Below are 26684 nucleotides of genomic sequence, written 5' to 3'. Positions count from 1 at the left end.
GGCCGTCCCGTGTCCAGGACCCTGCTCGTAGTGGCCCATCCCCGAGGCGACTCCCTGACCGCGCAGGTCGCGGAGCGCGCCCGCCTCCGGGCGGAGGCGGCGGGGAACTCCGTGGACCTGCTGGACCTGTACGCCGAGGGCTTCGACCCGAGGCTGACGCCGCGGGACGAACCCGACTGGCTGGACCGCGAGAAGCGGTACTCCCCCGAGGTGCACGCGCACATGCGGCGCATCGAGGAGGCCGACGACCTCGTGGTGGTCTTCCCGGTGTGGTGGTTCGCGCCGCCGGCGGTGGTGAAGGGCTGGATCGAACGGGTGTGGAACTACGGCTTCGCCTACGGGCGCAGCAAGCCGCGCCTGGCCGGCAAGCGGATGCTGTGGCTGGGCCTCGCGGGGCACGCGGCGGAATACTACGAGAGCACCGGGCTCGGGACGGCGTTGGAGCTGCAACTGCGGGTCGGCATATCGGAGTTCTGCGGGGTCGGCGAGTCGGCGGTGCGGCTCCTGTACGGCACGGAGTTCTCGGGGATCCCGGAGACGTTACGGCAGGAGCGGGCGCGGGAGGTGTTCGCGGCGGCCGAGGCGGTGCTCGCGGAATTCGACGGCACCGAGGCACCGGCCACGGCCGGCACGGCGATACCGGTGGGGATCTGAGACCTGTTCGACAGGCGGCTCGACAGGCCGTTCGGCAGGCAAGGACACGACGAAGGGAGAACGGAGAGGGAGAGAGGCGAAGAGCGCGAGAAGCGAGTGGGAGAGCGATACCTCGGAGCGATCCGAGACGGGTCCGGTGGCACGCCTGGAGGGGGGCGCGCCACCGGACCTTCGCGTTTCGCGGAGCGGACACCGACGCCTGACGGGCGGCGTTCGTGACGCGTGGCGGCTGCCGGCGGTGCTCGCCGAACAACGATTCCGGCGAGCTGTCACATTCGTGGCGGGCGGCGGGTCATGGGGGTGTGCCGCACGCGGCACGCCGGATCACCACCCCTCCGAGGAGCCTCTGATGTCCACCACCGCCACGATCGTCACCCTCGTCGCCGCCTTCATGGCCGCCTTCTCCGGGTTCTCCATCTTCCGTGGCGCCGCGTTCGTGGTCGAGCCGCTGGTCGAGTACGGCGTGCCGAAGTCGTGGTGGATGTGGCTCGCCACATCCAAGGTCGCGGGAGCGGTCGGACTGCTCGTCGGGTTCCTGGTGCCGGCCGTCGGCGTCGCCGCGGCCGTCGGGCTGGTCCTGTACTTCACGGGGGCCGTCATCACGGTGCTGCGCGCGCGCTCGTACGCGCACGTCGCCTTCCCGATGATCTACGCGGCTCCGGCCGTCGCCGTCCTCGCGCTGGTCTGAGACGCGCGCACGCACCGAGGGGCTGCTCGTGGAGAGCAGCCCCTCGGTGCGTGTGGGCGTCGGGCGGGCGGGGTTACTCGCCGCCGCCGATCGGGGGGATGCGGCGCAGGAGGGCCGCTACCGCCACCGCCGTCAGGAGGGCGAGGCCCGCGCTGACCAGGGAGGCCGAGTGGAAGCCGGAGGCGAACGCGTCCCGGGCGGCGGTGAGCAGGTCGGCGCCGAGGGCTTCGGGCAGCCGCGCGGCGGCGTCGGTCGCGCCGCCGATGGTGTCGCGGGCCGAGGCCAGCGCCTCGGCGGGGATGCCGGCCGGGGCGGCCGAGGCGACGTCGTCGCGGTAGACGGCCACCGCGACGCTGCCGGTGCCGGCGATGCCGAGGGCCAGGCCGAGGTCGTACGCGGTCTGCCCGGTCGCCGCCGCCGAACCGGCCTTCTCCGCCGGGGCGGAGCCCACCGCGAGGGCGGTGCCGAGGACGCTGATCGGGGCGATGCCGAACATGACCAGCGTGAGGCCGAGGGAGACGGCCACGACGCCGTCGACCGTCGAGAGCCAGAAGCCGATCAGGGTGAAGGCCAGCCCGGCGAGGATCACGTGGGCGGGGCGGACGCGGCGGGCGAGGACGGGGGTCAGCTGGGAGCCGAGGACCAGGCCGGCCGCTCCGGGCAGCAGCCACAGGCCGGCGGCGAGCGGGGTCAGGCCGCCGATGGCGAGCAGGTACTGCGGGACCAGGTACTCGATGCCGTTGAGGGCCATCATGCCGAGCAGCAGGGCCAGCAGGGCGCCGGTGAAGGCGCGACTGGAGAAGAGCCTCAGGTCGAGCAGCGGGGTGGCGAGCCGGTTCTGGCGGCGGACGAAGAGGACGGCGAAGACGGCGCCGACCGCGATGGCCGCCAGGTGGGAGCCCTCGGGGCCGAACTCGGCGAGCTTCTTGATGCCGTAGACGACGGGAAGGATCGCCAGCAGGAACAGTCCGGCGCTGGGCAGGTCGATGCGGCCGGCGGACGGGTCGCGGTACTCGGGGAGCAGCAGCGGCGCCAGGAGGACGACCGGGATCATGACGGGGACGCCGAGCAGGAAGACCGAGCCCCACCAGAAGCTGTTCAGCAGGACGCCGCCGATGACGGGGCCGATGGCGATGCCGACGGACAGGGCGGTGACCCACATGGCGATGGCGGTGGCCCGCTGGCGGGCGTCGGCGAACATGTGGCTGATGAGCGCGAGCGTCGACGGGAGGACGGCGGCGCCGGCGACGCCGAGCAGGGCGCGGGCCACGATCAGGGTGGTGGGGTTCGGGGCGTACGCGGCGAGCAGCGACGCGGCGATGACTCCGACGGATCCGGCGAGCAGCAGCTTGCGGCGCCCGATGCGGTCCCCGAGCGTGCCCATGATCACCAGGAAGCCGGCCGTCATGAAGCCGTACATGTCGGTGGTCCAGAGCAGTTCGCTGCTGGAGGGGCGCAGGTCGGCGGTCAGGTACGGGGTGGCCAGCCACAGGACGCCGAGGTCGGCGGTCATCAGGGTGACGGGCAGGAGCAGGACGGCGAGGCCCAGCCACTGGCGGGGGCCGGCCCGGGTGGGAAGTGCCTCTGAGGTGTCGGGGGCGGTGGTCGTCGAAGTCATGGGAGCAGCGTGCGGCGCCGCGTCTCGGGTTCGGCTCGGATGGTGTTGCGGTGGTGTTCCGGTCAAGGATCGGCCGGCGGGGACGAGCCGCCGGGGCCCGGGAGGGGGCCGGGCCCCGGCGCGGGGACCCTACGCCCAGGGGGCCAGGGGGTACCAGATGAGGTCGCGACGGGCGAGCATGCGCACGTCCCAGTACAGGACCATGAAGACGCCCGCGGCGACGAACGCGCCGGCCATCAGGGCGGAGACCCGGCTCGGCTTCGCGGTGAGCCGGCGGTGCAGGCGGTCGCCGAAGAGGCCGGTGACGATCAGGAAGAGCAGCGCGACGATGACGATGTTGCCGAGGGACTGGAGGGCGAACGCGGCGGCTCCGTAGAGCACGTTGTGGCTTTCGGCGGCGTCGCGGAACAGTTGGCGGAACAGCCCGAAGGGGCGGCCGATGAGCAGGGCACCGGTCATGGCGCCCATGACGAACATGGGCGCGCCGGGGAAGCGGGCGGTCAGCCGGGCGAGCGGGTCGCGCACCAGGCCGGCGGCGGCGAGGCCGAGGTAGGTCATGGCCAGGCCCATGACCCCGTAGACGACCATGGCCTGGATCAGGCGGGGCGAGAAGCCTCCGGCCGAGGGGGCCGTCTGGAACTGCGGCATGCCGGTGCCGACGAGGGCGACGACGACCCCGTACGCGGCGGAGACGACGAGCGCGCCGGCGGCGAGCTGCCCGAGGGGGCGCAGGGCGGCGACGACCCGGCCGCGGCGGGTGGCGACCTGGCCGGCGAGGGGCGCGACGGCGCTGAAGACGGCGATGTTGCAGGCGGTGAAGGTGCCCGCGACTCCGGTGGCGAGGGCGAAGGCGATGCCGGCGAGGGCGCCGGTGAGCGGGGCGTCCTTGGCGGGGTGGCCGAGGAGGGCCTCGGAGACGTTGGCGCCGATGGTCTGGTCGACGAACTCCGCCGACCAGACGACGGTCAGGGCGAAGCCGACGAGCGCGCCGAGCACGAGGACGAGGGCGCGGCGGCGCGGGGCGTGGCCGTTGAAGAAGAAGGACGGGGTACGGGTGGGACGGGGTGTGCGGCCGGTTGCGGCGGGACGGGGCGCGACCTGGGTCATGGCTTCCTTCTCGGGAGGCGGGGCGGGGACGGGGTGAGGGCCGGGGCGGGGTGCGCGGCGGCGTACGCACGGGCGCGCCGGTCAGGGCCGGGTGGCGGCGGCCGGGTCCGGCCGCAGGTCCGGTCGGCGGCGCGGCGGCCGGCGCCGGGCGGGGTCCCCGCGTGGCCGCGTCGGAGCGGTCGGCGGCGGGGGCGGCCGCGGTGGCGAAGGCGCCGGCCGCGCCGGAGCCGTCGGGGGCGGTGGCGCGTACGAGCGTGGTGGCGAGGGCGGCGGCCGGGAGGGAGAGGAGGACGGCGGTCATCGCGCCGGCGATGAACCAGCCCGAGGCGTCGCGCTCGGCCAGGTAGGTGGCGAGTGCGGGGGCCACGCCGCCGAGGGCGGCGGTGGTGAGGGCGTGCGGCAGGCCGATGCCCAGGACGCGGACCTCGGGCGGGAAGATGCCCGCCAGGATCGCGGGCAGGCTGGTGGTGGCGCAGGTGAGGAAGACGGCGCCGCTGCCGTAGGCGAGCAGCAGGCTCGCGACGTCCGCGCTCATGGTGAGGTACCCGTACGCGCCGACGACGGCGAACAGGGCGCTGGCGGCGGCGAGGAAGCGGCGGGGACCGACCTTGTCGGCGAGCAGGCCGAGGGGCACGTTGGCCACGATCACCAGGGCGGTGCCGCCGACCACCACCCAGAACATCGTCCCCGGTGAGGTGAGGCGGGCCCCCATCGCCGGGACGACGGCGGTCCAGGTGCCGCCGACGGTGGCGATGCCCGCGACGAAGAGCACCGAGACGAGCACCGGGCGCCGGTGCTCGACCAGGACGCGGCGCAGCGAGCCGCGCGTGGGGCGGCCCTGGACCTCGCGCCGGAAGACCTCCGTCTCGGTCATCCGGGCGCGCATCACCATGAGGACGACCCCGAGGGCGGCGCCGACGAGGAACGGCACCCGCCAGCCCCACGAGGCCATCGCCGCCGGCCCGAGCGAGCCGGTGAGTCCCGCGCCGAGGAGGGAGGCGAGGAGGACCCCGGAGGCGGTGGTGAGGGAGAAGAGGCTGCCGTAGAGGCAGGCCCTGCCGCGCGGGGCCTGTTCCATCAGGTAGGCGGCGGCGGTGGGCCATTCGCCGCCGGCGGAGACGCCCTGCGCGATGCGGGCGAGGAGCAGCAGGAGCGGTGCGGCCAGGCCGATGCGGCTGTAGTCGGGGGTGAGGGCGATGAGGAGCGAGGCGCCGGTCATGAGGCCGATGGCCAGCATGAGGGCGGGTCTGCGGCCGCGCCGGTCGGCGAATCGGGCGAGGAGGACGCCGCCGGCCGGCCGGGCGAGGACGCCGATGCCGAGGACCGCGAAGGCGCCGAGGAGGGAGGTGAGCGGGTGCGAGGACGGGAAGAACAGGGGGGCGAAGAGCGGGGCGAAGAGGGCGTACGCGAGCCAGTCGAAGGACTCCACGAAGTTGCCGACGACCGTGGCGGTGACCGCCCGGCGGTGGGAGGAGGACGGGGGCGTGGGCGAGGTCATGGGCTCTCCTGACCGGGGCTTCCTGCGGTACGGACGCATCATCGTCGCGAGCACCGAACCTACCTCCAACTCCCAGAATGCGAAGGTGGTTTGGGGCGTGCCGGTGCGCATTCCAGGAGACGTCCGGACGCCGGGCGAAGCCGAGAATGGGCAGCGGCGGGGGGCCGACCCGGGAAGGCGGTCGAGTTGACGGTGATCGTGAGCGCGGCGCCGGCGGCGCCGCTCGGCTCGCACGCGCTGTTGTTGTTCCTGTTGCAGGCGGGGGCGCTGTTGGCGCTGGCCTCGCTGCTCGGGTCGCTGGCGGTGCGGTGGCGGATGCCGTCACTGGTGGGCGAGTTGACCGCCGGGGTGCTGCTCGGGCCGTCCGTGTTGGGGAGCCTGGCGCCCGCGCTGTCGGGGTGGCTGTTCCCGCCGGACGCCGGGCAGGCACACCTGCTGGAGGCCGTGGGGCTGCTCGGGGTGCTGTTCCTGGTGGCGCTGGCGGGCACGCAGGTGGACCTGGGGCTCGTACGACGCCAGCGCGGTACCGCGCTGAGAGTGAGCGCGGGCGGGCTGTTGGTGCCCTTGGCGGGCGGGGTGCTCTGCGGGTTGGCGCTGCCGGCGACGCTGGCCGGGCCGGGCACCGATCCGCTGGTCTTCGCGCTGTTCATGGGCGTCGCCATGTGCGTGAGCGCCATTCCGGTGATCGCGCGGACACTGACCGACCTGCATCTGATGCACCGCCGGGTGGGGCAGCTGACCATGGCGGCGGCCGTCTTCGACGACGTGTGCGGCTGGGTGATGCTGTCGCTGCTGTCGGCGGTGGCGGTGTCGGGGCTGCACGCGGGTGACGTGGTGCGCTCGCTGGCCGCGCTGGCGGTGGCGGTGGCCGCCGCGGTGTGGGTCGTACGGCCGTTGGCGCGGCGGGTGTTGGAGCGCGAGCGGCCCTCGGGGGCGGTGCTGACCTCGCTGGTGGTGCTGATCCTGTTCGCGGCCGCCGGCAGTCAGGCGCTGGGTCTGGAGGCGATCGTGGGGGCCTTCGCGTGCGGGCTGGCGATCGGTTCGGTCGCCTCGTCCGGACGCGGGGACCTGACGGCGTTGCAACCGCTGCGGCGGATGCTCGACGGGGTGCTGGCGCCGCTGTTCTTCGCGTCGGCGGGGCTGCGCATCGACCTGACCGCGCTGGCCGACTCCCGGCTGGCGGGGCTGGCCCTGCTGGTGTTGGCGGTCGCCGTCGTCGGCAAGTTCGCGGGGGTCTTCCTCGGGGCGCTGGCCGGCCGGGTCAGCCGGTGGGAGGGGCTGGCGCTGGGCGCCGCGCTCAACGCGCGCGGGGTCATCGAGGTGGTGATCGCCACCGCCGGGCTGCGGATGGGGGTGCTCACCCCGGCCTCCTACACGATGGTGGTGCTGGTGGCCGTGGTGACCTCGCTGATGGCGCCGCCGATGCTGCGGTGGACGATGCGCCGGGTCGCCACGACCGACGAGGAGGAGCTGCGGCTGGCGGCGTACCGCAGGCTGTGGGAGCCGGTGCGGGCCGAGAAGCATTAGGGGGTGTCCGGCGGGTCAGGGCCGGGCCCGCGGCTGTCCGACCCTGATCCGAAAGACACCCCCTGGGCGACACGGCGACGCTGACGCGCCCCCTGCCCGTTGTCGGGCAGGGGGCGCGTGGTCCGTTCGGGGGGCGTCAGCGCAGGAAGCCGCGGGCCTCGCCCCAGCCGGCGGCGAGGTCGGCCTCGGTCTGGTTGAGGCGGGCGGTGACCACCTGGTCGAAGCCGTCCAGGAAGTACTGGTCGCCGGCGGCCGGCTCGACGCGGGCGCCGCTGGTGACGAAGCCGTCCACGACCTGCGCGAGGGTGGTGTCCGGGCCGACGCGGCCCAGGACGTAGCGGTCGGCGCCGGCCAGGCCGGGGAAGCCCGATTCGCGGTACGGGTACACGTCGCCCAGCAGGTCGATCTGGACCGAGGCCTGCGGGTGCAGGGTGGGCCGCATGTCCTCGGGCATGACGCGAATGAGTTCGGCGTCGGCTCCGGCGCGCAGGCTGTGCAGGGCGTAGCCGTAGTCGACGTCGAGGGTGGGGACGCGGGCGGCGACGCGTTCCTCGAAGGCGCGCAGGGCGTCCTGGAGTTCGATGCGTTCGGTGAGGGGGATCTTGCCGTCGGGGCGGCCGCTGTAGTCCTCGCGCAGCTTGAGGAAGTCGACGGGGCGGCCGGGGGCGGCGGCGTCGAGCTCCGCGATGAAGTCGACGAGGTCCAGGAGGCGGTCGGCGCGGCCGGGCAGGACGATGTAGCTGAAGCCGAGGCGCATCGGGCTGTCGAGGCCGGCCCGCAGTTCCTGGAAGCGCGTCAGGTTGGCCCGTACGCGGGAGAAGGCGCCGGACTTTCCGGTGGTGGCCCGGTACTCCTCGTCGTTCAGGCCGTACAGGGAGGTGCGGATGGCGTGCAGGTCCCACAGGCCGGGCTGGCGCTGCCAGGTCCGGTCGGTGAGCGCGAACGCGTTGGTGTAGAGGGTCAGGCGCAGGCCGCGGGCGGCGGCGCGGGCGACGAGGGCGCCGAGGCCGGGGTTGGTGAGGGGCTCCAGGCCGCCGGAGACGTACATGCGGTACGGGTCGTCGGTGGGCACCTCGTCGATGACGGAGGCGAACATCTCGTTGCCTGCGGCCAAGCGGTCGCCCTCGTAGCGGGCGCCGGTGACGCGGACGCAGAAGTGGCAGCGGAACATGCAGGTCGGCCCGGGGTAGAGGGCGACGATGTCGGGGACGGCGGGCCGGTTCGCGAGGACGGAGTCGAAGACGCCCTTGGCTTCGAGCGGCAGGACGGTGTTGGACCAGTACTTGCCGGCCGGTCCTGCGGTGACGGCGCTGCGCAGGGCCGGGACGCGGGCGAAGGCGGCGAGGAGGGCGGCGAAGGATTCCCGGTCCACGCCCAGGCGCAGGCGGGCGCTCTCCAGCGGGGTGAAGGGGTGGTTGCCGTAGAGGCGGGCCAGCTCGACGAGCCGGCGGGGCGCGTCGCCGCCCGGCGGGGGGCCGGCGGGGGCGGCCGGGCCGGCGGGGCCGGTGTGCGGGCCGGGCGCGGTCAGCAGGTGGCCGAGTGCCTCGACGGCGGCGCGCACGTCGGCGCCGGGGGCGGCGCAGCGGGCCACGGTGCGGGCCGCGGCGGCGTAGGCGGCGAGGGGGGACGCGGCCCGTGCGGTGGTGGTGTTCATGCGGGACCCTTCCTGTCGGTGCGCCGGTGACGGGCGGTCAGCTCGGCGCCGTGGGCCACGGCGAAGCGGATGGTCTCGCACAGCCGGCGAACGCTCTCCGGTCCCACGCCGGGGCCGGTGGGCAGGGAGATCGTCCGGGCGGCGAGGGCTTCGGTGTGCGGGAGGGCGTACGCCTGCCGGGACCGGTAGGGCTCCAGCAGGTGGCAGGGGGGCGAGCCGATGGGGGGCAGGACGAGGGCGTTCTCGGCGCGCAGCAGTTCCATGAGGAGGTCGCGGCCGAGGCCGGTGACGTGCTCGTCGACTTCGAGGACGGTGTACTGGTGGTTGTGGCGTTCGGTGTCGTCCGGGAGCCGCAGGGTGAGGCCGGGGATCCGGGCGAGTCCGTCCCGGTAGCCGCGTTGGCAGGCCTGGTTGGCCTCGACGTACGCGGGGAGGGCGTCGAGGGAGGTCAGGCCCATCGCGGCGGCGGCCTCGCTCATCTTGGCGTTGGTGCCGCCGGCCTGGGAGACCTCGTCGAGGCCCTTGCCGAAGTTGGCGAGGGCGCGGACGCGGGCGGCGAGCGCGTCGTCGTCGGTGACGATCGCGCCGCCCTCGAAGGCGCCGACGACCTTGGTGGCGTGGAAGCTGAAGACCTCGGCGGCGCCCGCCGCGCCGACGGGGACGCCGCCGTGGGTGCAGCCCAGCGCGTGGGCGGCGTCGAGGAACAGGTGCAGGCCGTGGTCGGCGGCGAGCTTCTCCAGGGCGGTGGTGTCGCAGGGGCGGCCCCACAGGTGGACGCCGATGACGGCGCTGGTGCGGGGGGTGACGGCGGCCCGCGCGAGGTCGGGGTCGATGAGTCCGGTGCGGGGGTCGACGTCGCAGAAGACGGGGGTGAGGCCGAGCCACTGGACGGCGTGGGCGGTGGCCGCGAACGTCAGCGACGGCATGATGACCTCGCCGGTCAGGCCGGCGGCGCGGACCAGCAGGTGCAGGGCGCTGGTCGCGTTGCAGGTGGCGACGGCGTGGCGGGTCCCGGCGAGGTCGGCGACGCGGGCCTCGAACTCCGCGCAGAGGGGGCCGCCGTTGGACAGCCACTGGTTGTCCAGGGCCCAGTCGAGGCGTTCGTAGAGCCGGACGCGGTCGACGGGGTTGGGTGTGCCGACGGACAGCGGCCGCAGGAAGGCCGCGCGGCCGCCGAACAGGGCGAGGTCGTCCAGGGTGCGTTTGAGGGCGCCCCGCCCCGGGGCGGGCGCGGGGGGCCCCGCCGTGCGGGCGGCGTTCACGCGCGGCGGCCGACGAACAGGCCGCGGCCGAGCGCCCCGCTTTCCGCGAGGTATTCGACGGTGCAGCCGGCGGAGCGGAACGCGGCCTCGTATTCGGCGCGGTCGAAAAGCCGCAGCGGATAGTCGTCGGTGAAATGCCGGATTCCGTTGTCCGGGTCGGCGACGGCGAAATGGACGGTCACCCTCGTTTCCCGGCCCTGGCGGGTGGTGCGGGAGAGTCGGGTGATGGCGCGGCCGGAGTCGGTGACCGCGCCGCCGCCGACGTGTCCGTCGAGGAAGGTCTCCGGGAACCACCACGGCTCGACGACGATCACCCCGCCGGGCTCCAGGTGGGCCGCGAACCGGCCCAGCGTCGCCTCCAGTTCGGCGACCGAGGTGACATGCCCGATCGAGCTGAACATGCAGGTCACGACGTCGAAGGTGCGGCCCAGGTCGAAGTCGCGCATGTCGCCCTGGTGGACGGGGACCTCAGGCAGCTTCTCGCGGGCCACCTCGACCATGCCCTCGGCCAGCTCGACGCCCTCGACGTGGTCGAAGAGGTCGCGGAAGGCCCTCAGGTGGGGTCCGGTGCCGCAGGCGACGTCGAGGAGGGAGGCGGCGTCGGGAAGGCGTTCGGTGACGAGGCGGCGTACTTCCTTCGCTTCGGCCGCGTAATCCTTGCCGGTGCCTTCGTAGAACGAGACGTAGATGTCAGCGAATTCTTTGCCGTACATGTATTCCCCAATGGCGTCGTATTCCGTCTACTCTCGGGCCCCGGGGAACAGCGGCGGTTCGTGCCCTGTCCCGTCCTCCCCGCATCAGACCGTCGCATCCGGCATGTCGGCGGGCATCTCCTGGATTGCCGAGTCACCGGCAGCGGGCGCGGGCGGCGCACACCAACGGAGGGGAACACCATGACGAAGCACGCGGCGGCGGCGAGGATACGAGCGATGGCGCTGGTCACGGCCCTGTTGTGGGGGGTCTCGGCGCCCGCGTCGGCGAGCGGCGGGGCGGACGGGGCCGACGGTGGGGCTGTCGCCGCCGAGGCGGCGGGGCGGCGGGCGGCGGTCTGCCGGGCCGCGTTCGAACGGGACTGGAGGCAGTACAACCGGTCCTTCGACGCCCGGGACGCGGACCGGCTGATGGGCCACTACCTGCCGGACGCCTCGAAGATCGACCCCGACGGCAGCTACCACCAGGGCCGTCCGGCGATCGACGGGCTCTTCCGCGGACTGTTCACGATGGACTTCACCAGCGAGTTCCGGGAGGTCCGCCGCACGGTCGTGGACTGCCGGACGGCGCTGCTGATCGTGGACTCCACGCTGGTGTTCCCGGAGTGGCAGTCCACGGAGCGGTTCATGTCGGCGCTGTCCTTCACCTACGAGCGCGGCCACTGGAAGGTGATCGCCAACGTGAGCACGCCGTCGGCCCCGCCGGCGCCCGCGCCGGCCGCCGGCTGAGCGCCCGCCGCGCGACTTCGGCAGGTCCGCGCGACGGGGCGCAATCCTGAAGATGCCCGGCGCGTCCGCGAGGTGGCACGGTCTGGCGAGGGGGGCGCCGGACAGGGCAAGGACGTTCGCGTTCCGCCGTCTTTCGCCTTGTTTCCGTCCTGCGAGAAAGGCCAGCGCTCATGACGACCGTTGCTGCAGAGCCGTGGGAGATCAACGTCTCCAAGCATGGGGACGAGCGACTGAGCGGGCCGCGCGGCCCGTGGTGGTTCACCGGCAAGAACCCCGTGCCGCACGGGTGTCCGGGGGTCGAGGCCGACGGGCACATCACCTCCCTGCCGTTGCCCGACCTCTCCTCCTGCGACCGCGCCGCGGTGCTGGACTACTTCGACAATTCCTGGGCGCTGACGGAGTCCCTCTTCGCGGGCCTGCAGACGGCCGAGGCCTTCTACCGGCCGCCGGCCCACAACCTGCGCCACCCGATGATCTTCTACTACGGGCACCCGGCCACCCTCTACGTCAACAAGCTGCGGGTCGGCGGCCTGCTCGGCGACGCGGTCGACGGTTACCTGGAGCAGGTCCTGGAGACCGGCGTCGACGAGATGTCGTGGGACGACCTGTCGAAGAACGAGATGCTGTGGCCCTCGGTCGCCGAGGTGCACGCCTACCGGGCGACGGTCTACCGGCTGGTCCGCGCCGTCATCGAGGCCACCGACTTCGCCCCCGACCTCGGCCGCCCGATCACGATGAAGGACCCGGCCTGGGCGCTGTTCCTCGCCTTCGAGCACGAGCGGATCCACCTGGAGACCAGCTCCGTGCTCATCCGGGAGCTGCCGCTGCGCCTCGTGGCGGCGCACCCGTCGTGGCCGGCGCCCGCGCCCCTGCGGCGTACGGGCGCGGCCGGCAAGCCGACCGCGGGCGCGGTGCCGGAGAACGGCATGGTGGCGATCCCGGGCGGCCGGGCGCACCTGGGCAAGCCGGAGTCGTTCCCGTCCTTCGGCTGGGACAACGAGTACGGCAGCCGTGACGTGGACGTCGAGGCGTTCGAGACCTCGCGCTTCATGATCAGCAACGGCGAGTACCACCGCTTCGTCACGGACGGCGGCTACCGCCGGCCCGAGCTGTGGTCGCGCGAGGGCTGGGACTGGCGGGCCTTCCGCAACGCCAAGTGGCCGCAGTTCTGGGTGCCGGACGGGCCGAGCGGGCTGCACGCCTACCGGCTGCGGACCACCTTCGACGAGATCGACATGCCGTGGGACTGGCCGGTGTGCGTCAACTACCACGAGGCCAAGGCGTACTGCGCCTGGCGCGGCGGCGAGGACGGGCGCGACTACCGGCTGCCCACGGAGGCGGAGCACCGGCTCGTGTGCGACCTGCCGGCGGAGCCGGGCGTGGCCGACGACCCGGTGATGCGCGAGGACGGCGTCGCTCTGCGCGCCCGCGGCGTGAACCTGAACCTCGCCTGGGGCTCGGAGTCGCCGGTCGACCACTCCCCCGCCACCTCCCACGGCGTGCACGACGCGATGGGCAACCTGTGGACCCTGTGCGAGGACACCCTCAACCCGTTGGAGGGCTTCGAGGTCCACCCGTACTACGAGGACTTCAGCACCCCCTGCTTCGACGGCCGGCACCACATGATCCTCGGCGGTGCCTTCATCAGCACCGGTGACGAGGCGAGCGTCTGGGCGCGCTTCCACTTCCGGCCGCACTTCCTCCAGCAGGCCGGCATCCGCCTGATCTCGGCCGCCGCCGAGGCCTCCGTAGAGGCTTCGGTCGAGGCTTCGGTCGAGGCTTCCGTCGAGGCGGCGTACGGGTCCTACGAGGGGCGCGAGATGCTCGACCGCTACCTGCTGATGCACCACGGCAGCGTCGAGGAGACCCTCGGCCGGGCCGACCACCCGCTCGCGCCGGCGCACGGCTTCCCGCAGCGGGTGGCCGCCGCCGTGCTGCGCGAGGCCAAGCGGTCGGGTACGCCGCTGCGCCGGGTCCTGGACGTGGGCTGCTCGGTCGGCGGCACCTCGTTCGCGTTCGCCCAGGGCGGGGTGGCCGAGGTCGTCGGCGTCGACCTGAGCAGGCTGTTCGTCGAGGCCGCGACGGAACTGGCGTCGGGTGCGGCGGTGGCGTACGAGCGCGCGGACCAGGGCGAGAACCGTACGGCCCTGGAGGCGCGCGCGCCCCGGCCGGCGGCCGGCTGCGCGGTGTCCTTCGAGGTCGCGGACGCGGGCGCGCTGCCCGCGGGGCTCGGCCGCTTCGACGCCGTGGTGCTGGCCAACCTGCTGGACCGGGTCGCGGACCCCGAGGCGCTGCTGCGGCAGTTCACCGAGTCCGACACCTTCCTCGGCGAGGGCGGCCTGCTGCTGGTGGCCGACCCGTGGACCTGGCGGGCCGAGTGCACGGACCGGTCGCGCTGGCTGGGCGCCCGGCGCGGGGCTCCGACGAGCGAGGTGGAGGTGCGGCGCCTGCTCGGCCACGCCTTCGACCAGGTGGCGGAGTCCGACGAGCCGGCGGTCCTGCGCGACCACGCCCGTCACTTCGAGGTGCTGAGCGCCGACGTCTCGGTGTGGCGCAAGCGCTGATCGGCGTACGCCCCTCCCCCTTCGATCTCCTGGAGTGAGCACATGTACGAGCAGCCAGTCGCCGAGGTGTACGACGAGGTCTACCGGGGACGCGGCCGCGACTACGCGGGCGAGGCGAAGGAGGTCCGCGAACTGGTCCTGGAGCGGCGTCCCGAGGCCTCGTCCCTGCTGGACGTGGCCTGCGGGACCGGCGCCCACCTGACGGCGTTCCGCGACCTGTTCGCGCACGTCGAGGGCGTGGAGCTGTCGCCCGGGATGCTGGACGTGGCCCGGACGCAGCTGCCGGGGGTTCCGGTGCACCGGGGGGACATGCGCGACTTCGACCTGGGCCGCACCTTCGATGTCGTGACCTGCATGTTCAGCTCGATCGGGCATGTCGCCTCGGTGGCCGAACTGGAGGCGACTCTGCGCCGGTTCGCGGCCCACCTGGAGCCCGGCGGAGTGATCGTCGTCGAGCCGTGGTGGTTCCCCGACACCTTCCTGGACGGGTACGTGACGGGCGCGGTGGTGCGCGAGAGCGAGCGGACCGTGGCCCGGCTGTCGCACTCCGCCCGGGTCGGCGGGCGCTCGCGGGTGACGGTGCACTTCGTGGTGGCCGATCCGCGCGCCGGGCTGAGCCACTCCACCGAGGAGTACCTCGTGTCGCTGTTCGAACAGGGCGAGTACGAGGCGGCGTTCCGCGCGGCCGGTTGCCGGGTGGAGTACGTCGAGGGCGGGCCGCACGGCCGGGGCTGGTTCGTGGGCATCCGCGAGGCGCAGCCGATGGCCGCGGCCTGAGCCGCACGCACGTCGAACGGGCCGAGGGGCCGGAGGAATCCCTCCGGCCCCTCGGCCTGTGTGGGGCGTACGGGCGGGCGGCAGGACTCCCCTCCCGACCTGCTGGTGTGCCACGATGGCCGCCGGGAGGCGGGATGCACTATGTGGTGCTGGGGGCATTCATCGCGTTTGCTCTGGCGGTGGCGATAAGTGGTGTGGTCGGGCTTCTCACCGGTTGGATCCATCCCTGGGAGCGAGCCCGGGTCCTGCGTCCTGTGCCTCATGGACTTGGTCAGGTGCTGACGGGGAGCGGCCTCTGTTGTTTTTTCAGTGCCTTCGCCTTCAACCTGTCAGGGAACGCACTCGCTTCGTTCATGGCGGTGGGCGCCGGGCTCTTGCTCGCTGGAACCGTCCTGGTCGGTGTATCCCGATTTCCAGACCGCTGAAGCTCCTGATGACCGGATCGGAACCCGGATCTTCTCCAGGACCGGCTTGAACCGGGTGCAGTCCGCCTGCTGACCTGGTGTGACGATCAGGGACCACCTGTCGCAAGCCCGCGCCGCACGAGGCGGCGCGGGCTTCGCGGCTCGGGTCGGAGGTAGGACTCCGGGGCCGGTCAGGCCGGGGCGGGGACGGTCAGGCGGGTGCCCTGGTGGACGGCTGTGGTCAAGGCCGCCCAGGAGGTCAGTTCGACCAGCGCGCGGTCCGAGGGGTGGTGGCGGCGGAACGCGGCGATGTCCGCGTCGGTGACCCGGTACGGGGCGAAGGCGGTCAGCAGCGCGAGGCGGGCCGTGGCCGCGGCGGCGGGATCGGGTGTGCCCCGGCCCGGCGCGGGGTCGAGCCAGGCGCCGCTCAGTCCGGGCGGGCGTCCGTCCCAGGCGGCGAGGCGGTCGCGCAGGTCCTCGCGTACGGGCCCGGGGACCCAGCGGGCCGCCTGGTCCACGGCGGCCACCGCGCGGGCGAGGGCGCGGGCCACCTCGGGCCGGCCGTCCGCCCAGTCGAGCCCCGGTGCGGGTGGCGCGGGCGGCAGCAGGTCCAGGGACAGCCCCGGCGGCAGCCGGCCGGGGTCGTCGGCGCGCATGCCCCGGGCGACCGTGCGCATGAGGGGCTCGCGCAGGAAGCCGGGCGCCGCGTCGGGGACGGGCGAGTCGGCGAGGAAGACGCTGACCATGCGGTTGAGGTAATGGAAGGTGACGGCCACCCCGGCCAGTTCGGGGGTCCGGGCGGCCGGGAACGGTGCCCGCGGGGCCGTGCCGCCGGCCCAGGCGGACAGGGCGGCGACCGCCTCGGGGGCCTGCGCGGGGAGCACGGCGGCCTTCGACCGGTGCACCTCGACGCAGTACGGGCAGGCGTTGGCCCGCGACACCGCCGTGGCGACGGTCTCCTTCTCGGCGCGGGTCGCCGCCACGTCGACGAGGAGCGTCTCGCGCAGCAGGAGCCAGCTCGCGGCGAGCGCGGTGGGGGCCGGTGAGTGCAGGGCCAGCGGCGGGGCGAGGACGCCGAAGTCCCGCCGGGCCTGCGCGTAGACGCGGGCCACCACGCCGCTCGCCCGGCCGGGCGGGACGGCCTTGACGTGGCGGATGTCGCGCAGCGCGCCGCGCAGGACGGCCCGTACGAGGGGTCTCATCGGCGCCCGCCCTGTTCCGGGCCGGGCGGCGTGGCAGGGGCGGGGCGCGAGGGTCGGGCGGGGCGGGCGGCGACGCGGCTGATGATCTCGTTGACCATCAGGCTGCTGGTGGACAGCTGACGGTGGATCGGCTCGGTCTCGGCGGCCCGGCGCAGGGCCCAGCGGTCGCGCTGGGCGGCGTACTGCTCCATGAGCAGCCGGACGAGGGCGGTCGCGGCGCCCTGGGCCGCGTCCGCGCTGTAGACGGGGGAGAAGGCGGCTCCGAAGACGTCGACGGCCGGAACGGCGGCGCCGGCGGGCGGCTGCGGATCGGGCGGTCCGGCCCGTTCGCCGCCGCGGTGGCCCTGCGGATCCTCGTCTGCTCCCGGGGGTGGCTGATGCGTGTCGCGCATGCTCTGACTCCCTCCGTGCGCCGGGCGTCGCTGTGCCTCCATGGTTGGGGCGCGGCGCCGTCCATGGCGTCTCTCTGCGTGCGGAGGTGAAGGGGGCGTACTACCGCGCCGGGTCTTCCGGGATGCTCAATCGCCCTCGTACGCGGCCCACTTGACCATGTTTCCTTGCGGCCCCCGGGCACGGTCACTTTGATGCCCTGCATGACTGGGAGACTGTTCACATCGGAGTCCGTGACAGAAGGCCACCCCGACAAGATCGCTGACCAGATCAGCGACCGCATCCTCGACGCGCTGCTGAGCCAGGACCCCCGGTCCCGGGTCGCGGTGGAGACACTGGTCACCACCGGGCTGGTGCACGTGGCGGGAGAGGTGTCCACGAGCGGGTACGCGGACATCGCCGCGCTGGTGCGGCAGAAGATCCTCGACATCGGGTACGACTCCTCGGCGAAGGGCTTCGACGGCGCCTCGTGCGGCGTCTCCGTCTCGCTCGGGGCGCAGTCGCCGGACATCGCGCGCGGTGTGGACGTCGCGTACGAGGCGCGCGTGGAGGGCGGCGAGGACGACGAACTGAGCCGGCAGGGCGCGGGCGACCAGGGCCTGATGTTCGGCTACGCCTGCGACGACACCCCCGAACTCATGCCGCTGCCCGCCCACTTGGCGAACCGGCTGGCGGAGCGGCTGACGCGGGTGCGCAAGGACGGCACCTGCCCGTACCTGCGCCCCGACGGCAAGACGCAGGTGACCATCGAGTACGACGGGGAGCGCCCGGCGCGGCTGGACACGGTGGTGGTGTCCTCGCAGCACGCGGCGGACGTGGACGTCGACGCGCTGCTGGCGGTCGACATCCGGCAGTACGTGGTGGAGCCGGAGCTGAAGGCGCTGGCCGAGCGGGGGGTGGACCTGGCGAGCGACGGCTACCGGCTGCTGGTCAACCCCACGGGGCGGTTCGAGATCGGCGGGCCGATGGGCGACGCCGGACTGACCGGACGCAAGATCATCATCGATACGTACGGCGGCATGGCCCGGCACGGCGGCGGCGCGTTCTCGGGGAAGGACCCCTCGAAGGTGGACCGCAGCGCGGCGTACGCGATGCGGTGGGTGGCCAAGAACGTGGTGGCGGCGGGGCTGGCGCGGCGCTGCGAGATCCAGGTGGCGTACGCGATCGGCAAGGCCGAGCCGGTGGGGCTGTTCGTGGAGACGTTCGGGACGGAGACGGTGCCGGCCGCGCGCATCGAGCGGGCGATCGGCGAGGTCTTCGACCTGCGGCCGGCGGCGATCGTGCGCGACCTGGACCTGCTGCGGCCGGTGTACGCCGAGACGGCCGCCTACGGGCACTTCGGCCGGGAGCTGCCCGGGTTCACCTGGGAGCGGACCGACCGGGCCGACGCCCTGCGCCGCGCGGTGGCGGAGAGCGCCTGACGGACAGCCCCCTGTCCGCACCGGTTCCGGTCCGGTTCCGGTCCGGTTCCGGTTTTCCGGGCCGGGGCCGGGCGGCTGCCGCCGATGTCGCGCCCTGTTCGGGCCGGTCGGCCCGGACGGGTCCGCCTTCTGCCTCCTGGAGGAACCCGATGGCGTTCAGTTCCGCACGTTCCGCGACCCGCCCGGCGCCGACCCGCCCGGCCGGAACCCGCCCGACGCCGCGCCGCCCGACGCCGTCCCGTCCGTCGGCCGGGCGGTCGGCGATTCCGCGTCCGGGGACTCCGCGTCCGGCAGCCGCGCGGTCAGCGGTACCGCGTCCGGCAGCCGCGCGGTCGGCGGGTGGGCGGTCGGCGGGTGGGCGGTCGGCGGGCGGGGTCATGGGACGCGCTGATTCGGCGTCGCGGGCGGGGTACGCGGCCGGCCGGCGGGTGGGGCACCCGGCGGGCGCGCCGGCCGGTGGTGATCGCGCCCGGCCAGGGGTCGGGCCGCTGGAGCGGCCGGCCGGCGCCGCGCACGTGTGGCTGGCGGACGCCTCGCGCCCGCCGCGCGCGGAGCACTCCCGGCGCGGGTGTTGGACGCCCGGGAGCGCCGCCGGGCGGCCTCGCTGCACCGGTACGCGGACCGGCGGTGCTACGTCGCCGCGCACGTGGCGCTGCGGGTGCTGCTCGGGGCCTACCTGGGGCTGGCGCCGGAGCGGGTGCGGCTGGTGCGCGAGCCCTGCCCGTGCTGCGGGGAGCCGCACGGCCGGCCCGCGGTGGCGGGCGCCGGGCTGCACTTCTCGCTCTCGCACAGCGGGGATCTGGCGCTGTTGGCGTTCGCCGCGTCGCCGGTCGGGGTGGACGTGCAGGTCACGGGCGCGGGCGGCGATGTCGCCGAGGAGGTGCGCGGGGTGCTGCACCCCCGGGAGGAGGCGGAGCTCGCGCGGTGCGACGCGGCCTCGCGGATGGACGCCTTCGCGCGGGCCTGGGTGCGCAAGGAGGCCTACCTCAAGGGGCTGGGCACGGGCCTGGCCCGCTCCACCGCGCTGGACTACCTCGGTACGGGCGCCTCCCCCGCGTCCGGGCCGCCGGGCTGGCGGGTCGAGGACGTCGCCGTCCCGGCGGGGTACGCGGCGGCGCTCGCGGTCCGCGACCCCGCGGATCAGTAGCCCGTTCCGGCGGGTTGGGCGCGGCGCGTGCCCAGGTCGGACAGGGCGGTGAGGACCATCGGCGGGTGTTCGGCGAGGCGGCGCAGCAGGTGGGGCAGCCAGTCGGTGCCGTAGGCGGCGTGGATGCGGCAGGGGCGGCCGGCGTCGCGGTGGTGGCGCAGCAGGTCGGGGCGGACGCCGTGGAGCATCTCGATCTCGGTGTCGCGCCCGACGAGCCCGGTCCGGACGGCCTCGGCGAGCAGGTCGGGGTCCTGGGTGGCCAGGCTCAGGCGGACGCCCCGGTCGAGGAGCCGGCGGGCGAGGTGCAGGTAGCGGTCGTCGAGGGCGGGGCCCCGGCCGAGGGCGACCTCGGGGGGTTCGCGGAACTCGCCCTTGACGAGGCGGATCATGCGGCCGGGCAGGGCGACGCGTCGGATGTCGTCCTCCGTGCGGTGCAGGTGGGCCTGGAGGGTGAGGCCGAGGTTGGCGTACCGGTCGGCGAGTTGACGGTGGACGCCGAGCACGGCGTCGACGGTGGGTGCGCGGTCCATGCCGAGGACGACCTCGCCGCCGCGCGCCTCGGCGGCGGCGGCGATGCGGGCGGCGCGGCGTACGGCGCCGGGGCGGGAGGTGGCGAGGCCCAGGCGGAAGAGGTCGACGCCGAGCCGTTCGGGGGCGGCCCGGCGGCCGAGCAGCGCGAGGTACTCCTCGGTGGTCCGTTCGCCGTACGCGGGTCCGGCGCCGGCCTCACCGACGAACTCGGCGGTGACCGCGTACCCCTTGGCCCGCAGCACGGCCAGGGCCTGGAGGAACTCCTCGCGGCCGGGGGCCAGTACGTAGCGCAGTGCGGCGGGGGCGAGGATCTCGCGCAGGGCCGAGCCCGGGGTGCCGGCGGCGGCGAGGCAGCGGGGGTCGGCGGCGAGGACGCGCAGGCCCTCGGCCGCGGCCTCGTACAGTGCGCGCTGGGAGAGCTCCTGCATCACGACGGCACCTCGGCCTTCTCGTGTAACCCCGGGCGGAACGCGGGTCCTGACGGTGTGCCCCTTCGACTGCTTGGCACTCAACCTCTTGGCACTCGATCGCTGGGCACTCAACCGCTTGGCAATCCGTTGCCACATCCTGGCAACATCTTGCCTCATACATCATCCCGTTGGCAATGCCGACCACGTGAAACCGCCGCCCGCGGGGGCCTGTTCGGCTCCCCCGCGGACGGCGGTGGTGGACGCGAGGAGCGTCAGGCTCCCCGTACGGCGGCGGGTGTCGTCGTCCGTTCGCGGGCCCGGACCAGGGATTCGGTGGTGAGCCGCCAGATGTCGGCCGCGAGGTCGACGCTGCCGGCCTCCTGGGCCTGCGCGGCGAGCCGCTGCAGCCCCGCCAGGCCCTCTTCCTCCGCGCCCTCCAGCAGGAGCAGCCGGCAGCCCAGGACCTCCAGGCGCACCCGGTCGCGATAGGTCATGCGCAGCTCGGAGCGGCCCAGCCGGTCCAGGAGGGCGCGGGCGTCCATGATCCGGCCCTCCAGGAAGGCCAGTTCGGCGCCGAGGGCCATCAGCTCCTGTTCGAGGGCGGGGGTGCCGGCGAAGGGCAGTCCGCTCTCGGCGGCCTCGACGTACTGCTGGGCGACGTCCGGCTCCGGCGGGAACTTCTGCAGGTGCAGGCGGGCGGCGGCCACGCGCAGCCGGAGCCACAGGGTGAGGTTCTCGCGGCCGCTGTAGCCCTGGAGCGCGCGCTCCAGGAGGTCCTGCGCGGGGGCGAACTCGCCTTGGCGGACCCGGACCGCCGCGGCGGTCCACATGGCCTCGGCCCACAGGGCGTCGGACTGGCCCTCGACCAGGGTGGTCAGCTCGTCGGCGTGGCCTCGGGCCTCGGGCAGCCGGCCCGCCTCGGCCTCGACCGATACGAGGACCAGCAGGGCCGTCGCCATGTCCTGGCGGGAGAGCCCGCCGTCCCGGGCCAGCCGGTGGGCGGTGGCGGAGGCCTCGATGGCCGCGCCGATCTCGCCCGAGGCGCGCATGCACCGGGCGAGCTGGGTCAGGCCCCGGGCGCGCAGCTCGGTGAGCCCGGTCTCGTCGCCGAGGTGGACGAGTTCGTCGAGGTAGGCGCGCTCCTGCGCGAGTTCGCCGCGGCGGCGCTTCCACTGGGCGAGCAGCCACAGGCTCTGCCAGCGCAGCAGGGGGTCCTGTTCGCGCGCGGACTTGAGGGCCTCGGCGAGGAGTTCGCCGGTCTCGTCGGAGTCGAGGGAGGTGGCGATGGTCAGGCTCTGGACCAGCGAGCCGGCTCTGGTCTGCTCGAACTCGGCCGGGCTGATGCCGAGCCGCTCGGCCAGGTAGGCCACGGCGCGCTCGGTCGGCTGCCGGGCCCCCGATTCCAGGCGGGACAGGTAGCCCGCCGACATGCCCTCGCCGGCGACGGCGGACTGGGCGAGGCCGCGCTCGGTCCGCAGTTGCCTGAGACGGCGCCCGAAGGATGGCTGCTCCAACACGTGTTTGCCCTCAACGGTCTCGACGAACGGCTGGGATCGGCGTACCGGGGTGTTCAGAGTCTCACCATCTTGCCGCATCTGTGCCACAGGCTTCCACCCACATGTGCCAAAGAGTAGCGACACGGCCTGGTTCACGGCAAGGATTTCCGGCGGATACGCCCCCTGCGAACAGGCACGTTCGGGTGAAATGGGCTTGTCGGCATGGCAAGTTGACCCGCAGCATGCTTGGCAAGTCATTGCCATGACGGTCGACGTTGCCCTACTTTTGCTTGACAGACCCCAGGCCAACAGGAGGCGGCGTACATGACCCGCGACCGTTCCCACGACATCGCCGTCACCGGCATGGCCGCCCGGTTGCCAGGCAGCGGCGACTTCCCCGTGCGGTGGCGGGCCCCGCACACGGACGGCCCGCGCCACCGGCTGATGTTGGAGGCCGTGCGCCGGGCGCTGGGCGACACCGGCCCCGAGCCGTACTCCGAGGCGGCGTCCACGGGCGTGTACGCGGCGGGTGCCACCGGGCCCGGCCACGCGGCCCGGCGCATCGCCCACCGGCTCGGACTCACGGGTCCGGTGCGGGACTTCCCCGCCTCGCAGGGCTCGGCGCTGGTCACCGTACGGGCCGCCGTCGAGGCGCTGCGGGCCGGGGAGTGCGATCTGTGCGTGGTCGTCGCGGGGCACGGCGTCGGCGGCCCGGAGGCCGCGGGGCAGGGGCCGTCGGCGGCGGGGGCCGCCTGCCTGGTGCTGCGCAGGCTCGACGAGTTGCCGGCCGGGGCCCCGCGCCCGTACGGGGTGATCCTCGACGCGGCCGTCGCCTCCGGCCCGGAGCGCGGGGCCGGCCGGCCGGGTGCGGACACCGCCGGGCTGACCCCGCTGGTCGACGCCCTGTTGCTGCTGCGCGCGCCGACCGGGAGCCGGGGCCCGCGCGGATCGGGGACGCCCGCGCCCATGTCCTGCTGGCCCCCGCGCCGCGACCGGCCGCCCACCGGGCGCACGGCGCGCCCTGGACGGCGGCCCGGCCCGCAAGCCGCCTGCCGGCGGCGCAGGCCCGCGTACGGGAGCTGCCGCCGGCCGGGGAGCACGACGGTTGCGGGGTACGGGAGTTCGTGGTCGGTGCCTGGTGCGAGCTGCTGCGCCTGCCGGGCGGGCTGACGGACCACTCGGACTTCTTCGCGCGCGGCGGGGACTCGCTGCTCATCACGCGCCTCGCCCGGCGGATCTCGCGCGAGTTCGAGGTGGAGGTGACGGCGCCCGAGCTGTCCCGCCGCAACCTGGGCGACCAGGTGACCCTGATCCGCTCCCGCCGCACCACCCCGCGCGCGGCGTAGGCCGTGTCTGGTGGATCATGCCGGGCTCGCGACGCCCGGCACGGCGACGCACGGCACGGGACGCTGCTCCCTGATCCGGCCTGATCCACACGGCACGACCCAAACCGCCGGTCTCCGCTCGCCCGGATCTCCGCGTCGGCGGCGCCCTCGGGCCGTAGCCCCCTGCGGGCTCGACCGCCGCGGCCTGACACCGCCCCGGCCCGCCTGCGGGCCGGCCCACGCCCCCGGTACCGGCCTCGGGGTGTCGTCGAAGTCCCTCCCCAGCCGGCACTGAGAGGTGCCCCCGGGCCGCCCTCCAGGCGGCCGACGCCTTCTTCGCGGAGACCCCCGAGGGGCGCACCCCCTTGCTCACCGACTCCCCGTGCGGCCGGCCGCGCGCGCAGGCGCGGCGAGCGTCGCGCGGCGCGCGCACGCCCCCTGCTGCCCGGTCCGACGGCCACCCTGCCGGCGGCCTCTCGCGCACGCCGAGCCGGCCGACCGGCCGCCGGGGCCGGGAACGGCCCTCCGGCGGTGGCTTACCAGCCGGCTGCGCGGCCTGCCGCCCGGCGCGGTACCGGCCGCGTGCTCCGACGCTCACGAGCCCGGCCCTCCCCGGGCTCACCACCGCCCGACACCCGCCGCCCCGACGCGCCTCACCGGGCGCGCCCCGCAGCCCGGCGGACCGGCCGCCGGGGCCGGGAACGGCCCCCGGCGGTGGTGGGGTTGCCGGCCGGCTGTGCGGCGTGCCTACCGGGGCTGCCGCCGGGTCCGGGGTTCGGCGCGGCCGCCTTCCACCGCGACACCGTGCGGTCGGTGCGGCGAGTTGCCAAAGTCTGGCAATTCATTGCCACCCCCTTCCGGCTCCACTAGGTTCTGGCCGTCGCGAACTCTGCGACTCCCGCCGAGTCCGACTCATCGAGGAGACGCCATGCGTACCGTCCTTCGCGTTGCCCGCCTCACCGCCGTCGCCGACGGGCCCGACGACATCGGCTGGCCCTGACCGGCCGGCGCCCACCACCCCCATGAGATGGCTGGAGCGCACGACCCCCCGCCCCGAGGCGGGATGGCGGCTGATCTGTTTCCCCCACGAGGGGGGTTCGGCCCGCTTCTTCGACACGTGGGGCGATCGCCTCACCGGCACCGAGGTGTACGCGGTGCGCTATCCGGGGCGCGGGCCCCGGTCCGACGAGCCCTGCCCCACCGAGGTGCATCAGCTGGCGGCGGCGATCGCCCGCGCCGTACTCCCGCTGGCCGACCGTCCGGTCGCCCTGTTCGGGCACAGCCTCGGCGCCTGGGTGGCCTTCGAGACCGCGCGGTGGCTCCAGCGGGCCGGCTCGCCGGTGGGCCACCTGTTCGCCTCGGGCGCGCACGCCCCGCAGACCCGTACGGGCCTGGGGGCCGGCCGCACCCCGTACGGCCACGACGCCGTCGCCGCCGCCCTCGTGGAGATCGGCGGACGTGACGGCCGGCAACTGCTCGACCCGGCGCTGCGCCGGATGGTGCTGCCGTACGTGACCGCCGACCACCGGATGCTGGACGGCTACGTGTACCGGCAGGGGCCGCCGCTCGACTGCCCGGTGACCACCGTCGTCGGGGTGTCCGACCCGCACGTCACCCCCCGGGACACCGCCGCCTGGGCCCGGTTGACGCGGCACGGGCACCGGGGGTACACCGCGCCGGGCGGCCGCCTGTACCTGACCGCCCACCCTCCGCTGCGGCTGATCGAGGCCGTGTCCGCGCCCGTGGCCGCGCCCGTGGCCGCACCCGCACCCGTACCCGCCGGCGCCGGCGCCCCGCACCGCTCCTGAAGGGAACGACCATGCCCCACATCACCCTCGACAACGACCTGCCCGGCATCAGCGGCCTGCTGACCCAGCGGCCCGACACCGCGGCACCGCTCGGCGCCCTGGCCGACGCGCTGCTGCGCGTCTCGACGCCGTCGCTCGGCCCCGGCGACCGGGAGCTCATCGCCGCGTACGTCTCCGAGCTCAACGGCACCCGTTTTTGCTCCGACTCGCACCGCGCCTTCGCCGCCGCCCAACTGACGGGCGGCCAGGAGCTGGTCAAGGCCGTGCTCGCCGACCTCGACACGGCCCCGATCAGCGCCCTGACGCGCGCGCTGCTGCGGATCGCCGCCGAGGTGCGCGGGCCGGTCGGCGCGGTGAGCGACGCGGCGGTGGAGGCGGCCCGCGCCGAGGGCGCCGACGACGCCGACATCCACGACACCGTGCTCATCGCGGCGGCGTTCTGCATGTTCAACCGGTACGTGGACGGCCTGGCCACCAAGCTCCCCGACAGCGAGGGGTACTACTGCGAGTCGGCCCGACGGGTCGTCAGCCGGGGCTACACCGGTGCCCGCTGAGGCCCGGCCGGGCCCGCCGCCGAAGGCCCCCCGACCACCGGTCCCCTTCCTGGACCTCCGGGCCCCCTACGCGGAGCTGCGCGCCGGTCTCGACGCGGCCTGGGCCCGGGTGATGGGCTCGGGCCGCTTCGTGTTGGGGCCGGAGGTGGAGGCGTTCGAGGCGGAGTTCGCGGCGTACTGCGGCGGCGCGCACTGCGTCTCGGTGGGCGACGGCGGGTCCGCGCTGGAGCTGATCCTGCGCGGTCTGGGGATCGGGCCCGGGGACGAGGTGATCGTGCCGGCCCACACCTTCGTGGCGACCTGGCTGGCGGTCTCCGCCACCGGGGCCCGGCCGGTGCCGGCCGAGGTGGACGAGCACACCTGGACCCTGGACGCCGCCGCCGTGGCGGCCGCCGTCACCCCGCGGACCCGCGCGGTGATTCCGGTGCACCTCTACGGGCATCCGGCCGACCTGCGGGCGCTGCGCGCGTGCGCCGGGCGGTACGGGCTGGCGCTGGTGGAGGACGCGGCGCAGGCGCCGGGGGCGCGGGTGGACGGGCGTCGGATCGGCTCGGGGGACTCGACGGTCGCCTTCAGCCTCTACCCGGGCAAGAACCTGGGGGCCGTCGGCGACGGGGGCGCGGTGGTCACCTCGGACGGGGAGCTGGCCCGCCGGATCCGGCTGCTGCGCAACTACGGCTGCGAGGTGAAGTACCGGCACGAGGTGCGGGGCACCAACTCGCGGCTGGACGAGCTCCAGGCGGCCGTCCTGCGCGTGAAGCTGGAGGTCCTCGACGAGTGGAACGCCCGCCGGGCCGACGTCGCCAAGCGCTACCTGGCCGCGTGGGACGGGCTGCCCGGGTTGACGCTGCCCCGCGTGGCGCCGTGGGCGGCCCCGGTGTGGCACCTGTTCGTCGTGCGCTGCGCGCGACGCGAGGAGTTGCGCCGGCTGCTGGAGGCGGCCGGGGTCGAGACGCTGATCCACTATCCGGTGCCGGTGCACCGCAGCGGCGCGTACGCCGACGCCGGCCTGCCCGCGGGTGCCTTCCCGCTGTCCGAGCGGCTGGCGGACGAGGTGCTGAGTCTGCCGATCGGTCCGCACCTGTCCGCCGGTCAGGTCGAGCGGGTCGTCACCGCGCTTGAGGAAGCCTTTACCCGGATCGGCTGATCGGGGAGCCGTTTGCGCATCCTCGAAGATGTTCCGCTTCCCCCGCCGCGGCCACCCTTGA

The 26684-nt window shown here is 74.7% G+C and carries 24 protein-coding genes and 1 pseudogene; 15 read left to right on the top strand and 10 right to left on the bottom strand.

Going from position 1 to position 26684, the window contains the following annotated elements:
* The first annotated feature begins 9 nt into the window (after positions 1-9).
* Positions 10-654, top strand: coding sequence for an NAD(P)H oxidoreductase (locus M4D82_RS33570; RefSeq protein ID WP_249772702.1), 645 nt, complete (start codon positions 10-12; stop codon positions 652-654).
* 349 nt (positions 655-1003) lie between these two features.
* The gene (locus tag M4D82_RS33565; protein WP_249772700.1) at positions 1004-1342 is read left to right on the top strand and encodes a DoxX family protein; all 339 of its coding nucleotides are present in this window, start codon (positions 1004-1006) and stop codon (positions 1340-1342) included.
* A gap of 73 nt (positions 1343-1415) precedes the next feature.
* Here the strand turns inward: M4D82_RS33565 and M4D82_RS33560 are convergent, their stop codons facing one another.
* Together M4D82_RS33560 and M4D82_RS33555 are read right to left on the bottom strand one after the other, a co-directional pair.
* Positions 1416-2960, bottom strand: coding sequence for an MFS transporter (locus tag M4D82_RS33560; protein ID WP_249772698.1), 1545 nt, complete (start codon positions 2958-2960; stop codon positions 1416-1418).
* Positions 2961-3089: 129 nt separating this feature from the next.
* Positions 3090-4067 carry a hypothetical protein gene (locus tag M4D82_RS33555; protein WP_249772696.1) on the bottom strand — a complete coding sequence of 326 codons (978 nt, stop codon included), beginning with the start codon at positions 4065-4067 and terminating at the stop codon, positions 3090-3092.
* Positions 4068-4461: 394 nt separating this feature from the next.
* On the opposite strand from M4D82_RS33555, the gene M4D82_RS33550 reads away from it, so the two are divergent.
* Entirely contained in the window at positions 4462-4761 is a 300-nt protein-coding gene (locus M4D82_RS33550; protein WP_249772694.1) for a hypothetical protein, read from the top strand.
* Positions 4762-4842: 81 nt separating this feature from the next.
* On the opposite strand, the pseudogene M4D82_RS33545 reads toward M4D82_RS33550, so the two are convergent.
* Positions 4843-5496 (bottom strand): annotated as a pseudogene (locus M4D82_RS33545) (MFS transporter); the annotation flags it as partial.
* On the opposite strand from M4D82_RS33545, the gene M4D82_RS33540 reads away from it, so the two are divergent.
* Both M4D82_RS33540 and M4D82_RS33535 read left to right on the top strand, forming a co-directional pair.
* Complete coding sequence (locus tag M4D82_RS33540) at positions 5381-5755, top strand: hypothetical protein (RefSeq protein ID WP_249772692.1); 375 nt, start codon at positions 5381-5383, stop codon at positions 5753-5755. The pseudogene M4D82_RS33545 and the gene M4D82_RS33540 sit on opposite strands and share 116 nt — an antisense overlap.
* 2 nt (positions 5756-5757) lie before the next feature.
* Positions 5758-7092, top strand: a complete 1335-nt coding sequence (locus M4D82_RS33535; RefSeq protein ID WP_349637132.1) for a cation:proton antiporter — start codon at positions 5758-5760, stop codon at positions 7090-7092.
* A gap of 136 nt (positions 7093-7228) precedes the next feature.
* Here the strand turns inward: M4D82_RS33535 and desII are convergent, their stop codons facing one another.
* Genes desII through M4D82_RS33520 form a run of 3 tightly spaced genes read right to left on the bottom strand, consistent with a single transcriptional unit; the run spans position 7229 to position 10721 of the window.
* Positions 7229-8746 (bottom strand): dTDP-4-amino-4,6-dideoxy-D-glucose ammonia-lyase, encoded by a 1518-nt coding sequence (gene desII / locus M4D82_RS33530; RefSeq protein ID WP_249772688.1) that lies wholly within the window; start codon positions 8744-8746, stop codon positions 7229-7231.
* Positions 8743-10008 carry an aminotransferase class I/II-fold pyridoxal phosphate-dependent enzyme gene (locus M4D82_RS33525; protein WP_249772686.1) on the bottom strand — a complete coding sequence of 422 codons (1266 nt, stop codon included), beginning with the start codon at positions 10006-10008 and terminating at the stop codon, positions 8743-8745. The genes desII and M4D82_RS33525 overlap by 4 nt, the downstream gene beginning before the upstream one ends.
* Positions 10005-10721: a class I SAM-dependent methyltransferase gene (locus M4D82_RS33520; RefSeq protein WP_249772684.1), complete on the bottom strand. Its 717-nt coding sequence runs from the start codon at positions 10719-10721 to the stop codon at positions 10005-10007. Before M4D82_RS33520 ends, M4D82_RS33525 begins: the two co-directional genes overlap by 4 nt.
* Positions 10722-10901: 180 nt before the next feature.
* On the opposite strand from M4D82_RS33520, the gene M4D82_RS33515 reads away from it, so the two are divergent.
* The 3 genes from M4D82_RS33515 (at position 10902) to M4D82_RS33505 (ending at position 14788) form a co-directional block, all read left to right on the top strand.
* The gene (locus M4D82_RS33515) at positions 10902-11447 is read left to right on the top strand and encodes a YybH family protein (RefSeq protein WP_249772682.1); all 546 of its coding nucleotides are present in this window, start codon (positions 10902-10904) and stop codon (positions 11445-11447) included.
* Positions 11448-11617: 170 nt separating this feature from the next.
* Positions 11618-14011: a 5-histidylcysteine sulfoxide synthase gene (gene ovoA, locus M4D82_RS33510; RefSeq protein WP_249772680.1), complete on the top strand. Its 2394-nt coding sequence runs from the start codon at positions 11618-11620 to the stop codon at positions 14009-14011.
* Positions 14012-14053: 42 nt separating this feature from the next.
* Positions 14054-14788 carry a class I SAM-dependent methyltransferase gene (locus tag M4D82_RS33505; RefSeq protein ID WP_249772678.1) on the top strand — a complete coding sequence of 245 codons (735 nt, stop codon included), beginning with the start codon at positions 14054-14056 and terminating at the stop codon, positions 14786-14788.
* A gap of 595 nt (positions 14789-15383) precedes the next feature.
* Here M4D82_RS33505 and M4D82_RS33500 read toward each other — a convergent pair.
* On the bottom strand, positions 15384-16394 hold the full coding sequence (locus M4D82_RS33500) for a carboxymuconolactone decarboxylase family protein (protein ID WP_249772676.1): 1011 nt from the start codon (positions 16392-16394) through the stop codon (positions 15384-15386).
* On the bottom strand, positions 16391-16786 hold the full coding sequence (locus tag M4D82_RS33495) for a hypothetical protein (RefSeq protein ID WP_249772674.1): 396 nt from the start codon (positions 16784-16786) through the stop codon (positions 16391-16393). Before M4D82_RS33495 ends, M4D82_RS33500 begins: the two co-directional genes overlap by 4 nt.
* A 201-nt stretch (positions 16787-16987) precedes the next feature.
* On the opposite strand from M4D82_RS33495, the gene metK reads away from it, so the two are divergent.
* Together metK and M4D82_RS33485 are read left to right on the top strand one after the other, a co-directional pair.
* Positions 16988-18205, top strand: coding sequence for a methionine adenosyltransferase (gene metK, locus M4D82_RS33490; RefSeq protein WP_249772672.1), 1218 nt, complete (start codon positions 16988-16990; stop codon positions 18203-18205).
* A 517-nt stretch (positions 18206-18722) separates the two neighbouring features.
* Entirely contained in the window at positions 18723-19352 is a 630-nt protein-coding gene (locus M4D82_RS33485; protein WP_249772670.1) for a 4'-phosphopantetheinyl transferase family protein, read from the top strand.
* Here the strand turns inward: M4D82_RS33485 and M4D82_RS33480 are convergent.
* Positions 19346-20311: a proline dehydrogenase family protein gene (locus tag M4D82_RS33480; RefSeq protein ID WP_249772668.1), complete on the bottom strand. Its 966-nt coding sequence runs from the start codon at positions 20309-20311 to the stop codon at positions 19346-19348. The genes M4D82_RS33485 and M4D82_RS33480 overlap by 7 nt on opposite strands.
* Positions 20312-20565: 254 nt before the next feature.
* Positions 20566-21810 (bottom strand): helix-turn-helix domain-containing protein, encoded by a 1245-nt coding sequence (locus M4D82_RS33475; RefSeq protein ID WP_249772666.1) that lies wholly within the window; start codon positions 21808-21810, stop codon positions 20566-20568.
* Positions 21811-22113: 303 nt separating this feature from the next.
* Here M4D82_RS33475 and M4D82_RS33470 point away from each other — a divergent pair, with 303 nt between their 5' ends.
* The 5 genes from M4D82_RS33470 (at position 22114) to M4D82_RS33450 (ending at position 26623) form a co-directional block, all read left to right on the top strand.
* The gene (locus M4D82_RS33470) at positions 22114-22959 is read left to right on the top strand and encodes a beta-ketoacyl synthase N-terminal-like domain-containing protein (RefSeq protein ID WP_249772664.1); all 846 of its coding nucleotides are present in this window, start codon (positions 22114-22116) and stop codon (positions 22957-22959) included.
* Positions 22914-23135 (top strand): acyl carrier protein, encoded by a 222-nt coding sequence (locus tag M4D82_RS33465; RefSeq protein ID WP_249772662.1) that lies wholly within the window; start codon positions 22914-22916, stop codon positions 23133-23135. Before M4D82_RS33470 ends, M4D82_RS33465 begins: the two co-directional genes overlap by 46 nt.
* A gap of 1001 nt (positions 23136-24136) precedes the next feature.
* Positions 24137-24922 carry a thioesterase II family protein gene (locus tag M4D82_RS33460; RefSeq protein ID WP_249772660.1) on the top strand — a complete coding sequence of 262 codons (786 nt, stop codon included), beginning with the start codon at positions 24137-24139 and terminating at the stop codon, positions 24920-24922.
* An 11-nt stretch (positions 24923-24933) separates the two neighbouring features.
* A complete protein-coding gene (locus M4D82_RS33455) occupies positions 24934-25476 on the top strand; it encodes a carboxymuconolactone decarboxylase family protein (protein WP_249772658.1) in 543 nt (180 codons plus the stop codon).
* On the top strand, positions 25466-26623 hold the full coding sequence (locus M4D82_RS33450; protein WP_249772656.1) for a DegT/DnrJ/EryC1/StrS family aminotransferase: 1158 nt from the start codon (positions 25466-25468) through the stop codon (positions 26621-26623). The genes M4D82_RS33455 and M4D82_RS33450 overlap by 11 nt, the downstream gene beginning before the upstream one ends.
* Positions 26624-26684 lie beyond the last annotated feature (61 nt).

Origin of the sequence: Streptomyces sp. RerS4 (genome assembly GCF_023515955.1) — a bacterium.
Classification (GTDB): domain Bacteria; phylum Actinomycetota; class Actinomycetes; order Streptomycetales; family Streptomycetaceae; genus Streptomyces.
This window is presented reverse-complemented; position numbering and strand designations above follow the sequence as displayed.

Coding starts and splice junctions, on each gene's coding strand:
- M4D82_RS33515 (WP_249772682.1), top strand. CDS start 10,902: ATGACGAAGCACGCGGCGGCGGCGAGGATACGAGCGATGGCGCTGGTC.
- metK (WP_249772672.1), top strand. CDS start 16,988: ATGACTGGGAGACTGTTCACATCGGAGTCCGTGACAGAAGGCCACCCC.
- M4D82_RS33470 (WP_249772664.1), top strand. CDS start 22,114: ATGACCCGCGACCGTTCCCACGACATCGCCGTCACCGGCATGGCCGCC.
- M4D82_RS33480 (WP_249772668.1), bottom strand. CDS start 20,311: ATGCAGGAGCTCTCCCAGCGCGCACTGTACGAGGCCGCGGCCGAGGGC.
- M4D82_RS33565 (WP_249772700.1), top strand. CDS start 1,004: ATGTCCACCACCGCCACGATCGTCACCCTCGTCGCCGCCTTCATGGCC.
- M4D82_RS33520 (WP_249772684.1), bottom strand. CDS start 10,721: ATGTACGGCAAAGAATTCGCTGACATCTACGTCTCGTTCTACGAAGGC.
- M4D82_RS33495 (WP_249772674.1), bottom strand. CDS start 16,786: ATGCGCGACACGCATCAGCCACCCCCGGGAGCAGACGAGGATCCGCAG.
- M4D82_RS33500 (WP_249772676.1), bottom strand. CDS start 16,394: ATGAGACCCCTCGTACGGGCCGTCCTGCGCGGCGCGCTGCGCGACATC.
- M4D82_RS33540 (WP_249772692.1), top strand. CDS start 5,381: ATGCCGAGGACCGCGAAGGCGCCGAGGAGGGAGGTGAGCGGGTGCGAG.
- M4D82_RS33555 (WP_249772696.1), bottom strand. CDS start 4,067: ATGACCCAGGTCGCGCCCCGTCCCGCCGCAACCGGCCGCACACCCCGT.
- ovoA (WP_249772680.1), top strand. CDS start 11,618: ATGACGACCGTTGCTGCAGAGCCGTGGGAGATCAACGTCTCCAAGCAT.
- M4D82_RS33455 (WP_249772658.1), top strand. CDS start 24,934: ATGCCCCACATCACCCTCGACAACGACCTGCCCGGCATCAGCGGCCTG.
- M4D82_RS33460 (WP_249772660.1), top strand. CDS start 24,137: ATGAGATGGCTGGAGCGCACGACCCCCCGCCCCGAGGCGGGATGGCGG.
- M4D82_RS33505 (WP_249772678.1), top strand. CDS start 14,054: ATGTACGAGCAGCCAGTCGCCGAGGTGTACGACGAGGTCTACCGGGGA.
- desII (WP_249772688.1), bottom strand. CDS start 8,746: ATGAACACCACCACCGCACGGGCCGCGTCCCCCCTCGCCGCCTACGCC.
- M4D82_RS33560 (WP_249772698.1), bottom strand. CDS start 2,960: ATGACTTCGACGACCACCGCCCCCGACACCTCAGAGGCACTTCCCACC.